The sequence below is a fragment of the Phenylobacterium sp. genome (genome assembly GCF_036402295.1).
GTDB lineage: Bacteria > Pseudomonadota > Alphaproteobacteria > Caulobacterales > Caulobacteraceae > Phenylobacterium.
Window position 1 is genome coordinate 1 of sequence record NZ_DASWTE010000217.1, and the last position, 2,839, is coordinate 2,839.

The window sequence follows — 2,839 nt, forward strand, 5'->3', positions numbered from 1 at the left end:
GTCGGCCTTTTTCGGCGTGTCCGAGCGCCAGGTGGCCTTGATGTCCAGCCCCTGGTTCGGCCGGTAGTTGGCCATCGGGATCACGTTCTTCTTGGCGCAGTCGTAGGCCGCGACGCTGCCGACGCTGTCGGCTTTTCCGGGCGCCGACGGGCCGAGCGTGCCCTTGGAGAGCGCCTGCATGACCACGAGGCGGCCGGTCGCCTTGTCCTTGTAGGTGTAGTCGCTGTCGTACGAGACTTCGGCCCCGTTCTCCATCGTGTGGAACTTCGTCCAGGTTTCGGCGGACGCGACGCCGGCGATCAGGCTCAGGGTGGCGGCAAGCGCAATAGCGCGGCGCATTGGATTTCTCTCCAAACAGTCGTTCGAGTTTCTTGAGCGCGACCCTAGCGGCGGTTTTTAGGCGCCTCCACACATTTCAGGCGCGGCACGTCGCGCCTACGCCACCCTCTGCTTCGGCTTCGCGTACCCGCGCTCGGTCTCGCCGATGTAGTCGCGGGTGATCGGCAGCACGTCGACGCGCTTGGCCAGCTGGACCTGGAAGATGAACTGCCGGCGCGCCCGGAAGCTCTGCTCGGCGATGCCGAGGTAGAACTCGAACATCCGGCAGAACCGCTCGTCGTAAAGCTCGGCGATGTCGGCCCGGGCCGCGGCGAAGCGCTGGCGCCAGTGCCGGATCGTCTCGGCGTAGTGCAGGCGCAGGATCTCGATGTCGGTCACGATCAGGCCCGCCCGCTCGATCGCCGGCAGCACCTCCGACAGCGCCGGCGAATAGCCGCCGGGGAAGATGTACTTGTCGATCCAGGCGTTGGTGACGCCTGCCTCGGGCCGGCCGATGGAATGGACCAGCGCCACCCCGTCGTCCTTCATCAGCCGCGCGACGCCGTCGAAATATTCCTGGTAGTTGGGCCGGCCCACCGCCTCGAACATGGCGATCGACATCACCCGGTCGTAGGTCCCCGTCAGGTCGCGGTAGTCGGTCAGCGAGAACCGCGCCTTGTGCGCCAGCCCCTTCGCCTCGGCCCGCGCCTTGGCCACCTTCAGCTGCTCGACGGAGAGCGTGATGGCGTCCACCTCGACGCCGGCGTCCTCCACCAGCTGCAGCGCCAGCCCACCCCAGCCGCAGCCGATCTCCACCACGCTCATGCCGGGCTCCAGCGCCAGCTTGGCCGCGATGTGCCGCTTCTTGGCGAGCTGGGCCTCCTCGAGCGTCATGTCCGGCCGCTCGAAATAGGCGCAGCTGTACTGCATGTCCTCGTCGAGGAAGCGCCGGTAGAGGTCGTACGAGAGGTCGTAGTGGTGGGCCACGTTCTTGCGCGCCGCCACCCGGTCGTTGGCTTCGCGCAGCGTCTTGCGCAGCCAGCGACGGAAGGGACCCCGCTTCTTCGTCTTGTTCTTCGCGTTGGCGCCGATCAGGTCGATGAATTCGTCGATGTGGCCCTGCTCAAGCACCAGGCCGCCGTCCATGTAGGCCTCACCCACGCCCAGCCCCGGCTTGGCCGCGATCCGCGCCGCCCACGTAGCACTGGTCACCCGCGCCACCAGCGGCGGACCCGATCCGTCGCCCAGCTTCAGCTCGGCGCCGCCCGGCAGCTTCACCGTCAGGTCGCCCTCGCGGACCAGATTTTTCAGAACCGATTGCAGACCCACCGTGGCCCTCCCAATTGAGGGCTCAGACTAGGGTGGAGTGCGGAAAAGCCAAGCGCGGCTGCACGTCCGTCTTGACTCCGTATGTGCCTGTTCCTAACTCCCCACCGACGTTGGCACTCAGGGGTTGGGACTGCTAACAGCCACGTTGCCCCTCGCCGGCGTCACCGCAATTGCACCGTCTCGAACGGAATAGAGAGAGAACCAACATGGCGTTTCGTCCCCTGGGAGATCGCGTCCTCGTCAAGCGCGTCGAGGAAGAGGCCAAGACCAAGGGCGGGATCATCATCCCCGACACCGCGAAGGAAAAGCCGCAGGAAGGCGAAGTGATCGCCGTCGGCCCGGGCGCTCGTGACGAGTCCGGCAAGCTGCAGCCGCTCGACGTCAGCGTCGGCGACCGCATCCTGTTCGGCAAGTGGTCCGGCACCGAGGTCAAGCTCGACGGCCAGGACCTGCTGATCATGAAGGAAAGCGACATCCTGGGCGTGCTCGAGGCCGACAAGGCCGCGAAGGCCGCCTGAGCCGCTTCCCCCTAATTTTCTAGAAAAGAGAGACAGCCATGGCTGCCAAAGACGTCTATTTCGCCTCCGACGCGCGCGACCGCATGCTGCGCGGCGTCAACATCCTCGCCAACGCCGTGAAGGTGACCCTGGGCCCCAAGGGCCGCAACGTGGTCATCGAGAAGTCCTTCGGCGCTCCGCGCTCGACCAAGGACGGCGTCTCGGTCGCCAAGGAAATCGAACTGGCCGACAAGTTCGAGAACCTGGGCGCCCAGCTGATCCGCGAAGTCGCCTCCAAGACCAACGACAAGGCCGGTGACGGCACCACGACCGCCACGGTCCTGGCGCAAGCCATCGTCGTCGAGGGCCTGAAGTCGGTCGCGGCCGGCATGAACCCGATGGACCTGAAGCGCGGCGTCGACAAGGCGGTCGCCAAGGTCGTCGAAGAGATCAAGGCCAACGCCAAGAAGGTCTCGGCCAACTCTGAAATCGCCCAGGTCGGCACCATCTCGGCCAACGGCGACGTGGAAGTCGGCGAGATGATCGCCAAGGCCATGGAGAAGGTCGGCAACGAGGGTGTCATCACCGTCGAGGAAGCCAAGACCGCCGAAACCGAGCTCGACGTCGTCGAGGGGATGCAGTTCGACCGCGGCTACCTGTCGCCGTACTTCATCACCAACGCCGAGAAGATGGAG

At 65.8% G+C, this 2,839-nt stretch carries 4 protein-coding genes; 2 read left to right on the forward strand and 2 right to left on the reverse strand.

The annotated features are described in order from the left end of the window. The coding region (locus tag VGD44_RS13425) for a hypothetical protein (RefSeq protein ID WP_331087823.1) at positions 1-339 on the reverse strand (339 nt) is incomplete at its 3' end. Positions 340-435: 96 nt separating this feature from the next. Beyond that, positions 436-1,647, reverse strand: a complete 1,212-nt coding sequence (locus VGD44_RS13430) for a cyclopropane-fatty-acyl-phospholipid synthase family protein (RefSeq protein ID WP_331087825.1) — start codon at positions 1,645-1,647, stop codon at positions 436-438. Between the two features lie 206 nt (positions 1,648-1,853). Between VGD44_RS13430 and groES the strand changes: the two genes are divergently transcribed. Together groES and VGD44_RS13440 are read left to right on the forward strand one after the other, a co-directional pair. Beyond that, positions 1,854-2,165 carry a co-chaperone GroES gene (gene groES / locus VGD44_RS13435; protein WP_331087827.1) on the forward strand — a complete coding sequence of 104 codons (312 nt, stop codon included), beginning with the start codon at positions 1,854-1,856 and terminating at the stop codon, positions 2,163-2,165. 38 nt (positions 2,166-2,203) lie between these two features. After that, positions 2,204-2,839: TCP-1/cpn60 chaperonin family protein (locus tag VGD44_RS13440; protein ID WP_331087829.1), on the forward strand; the 636-nt coding region annotated here is incomplete at its 3' end.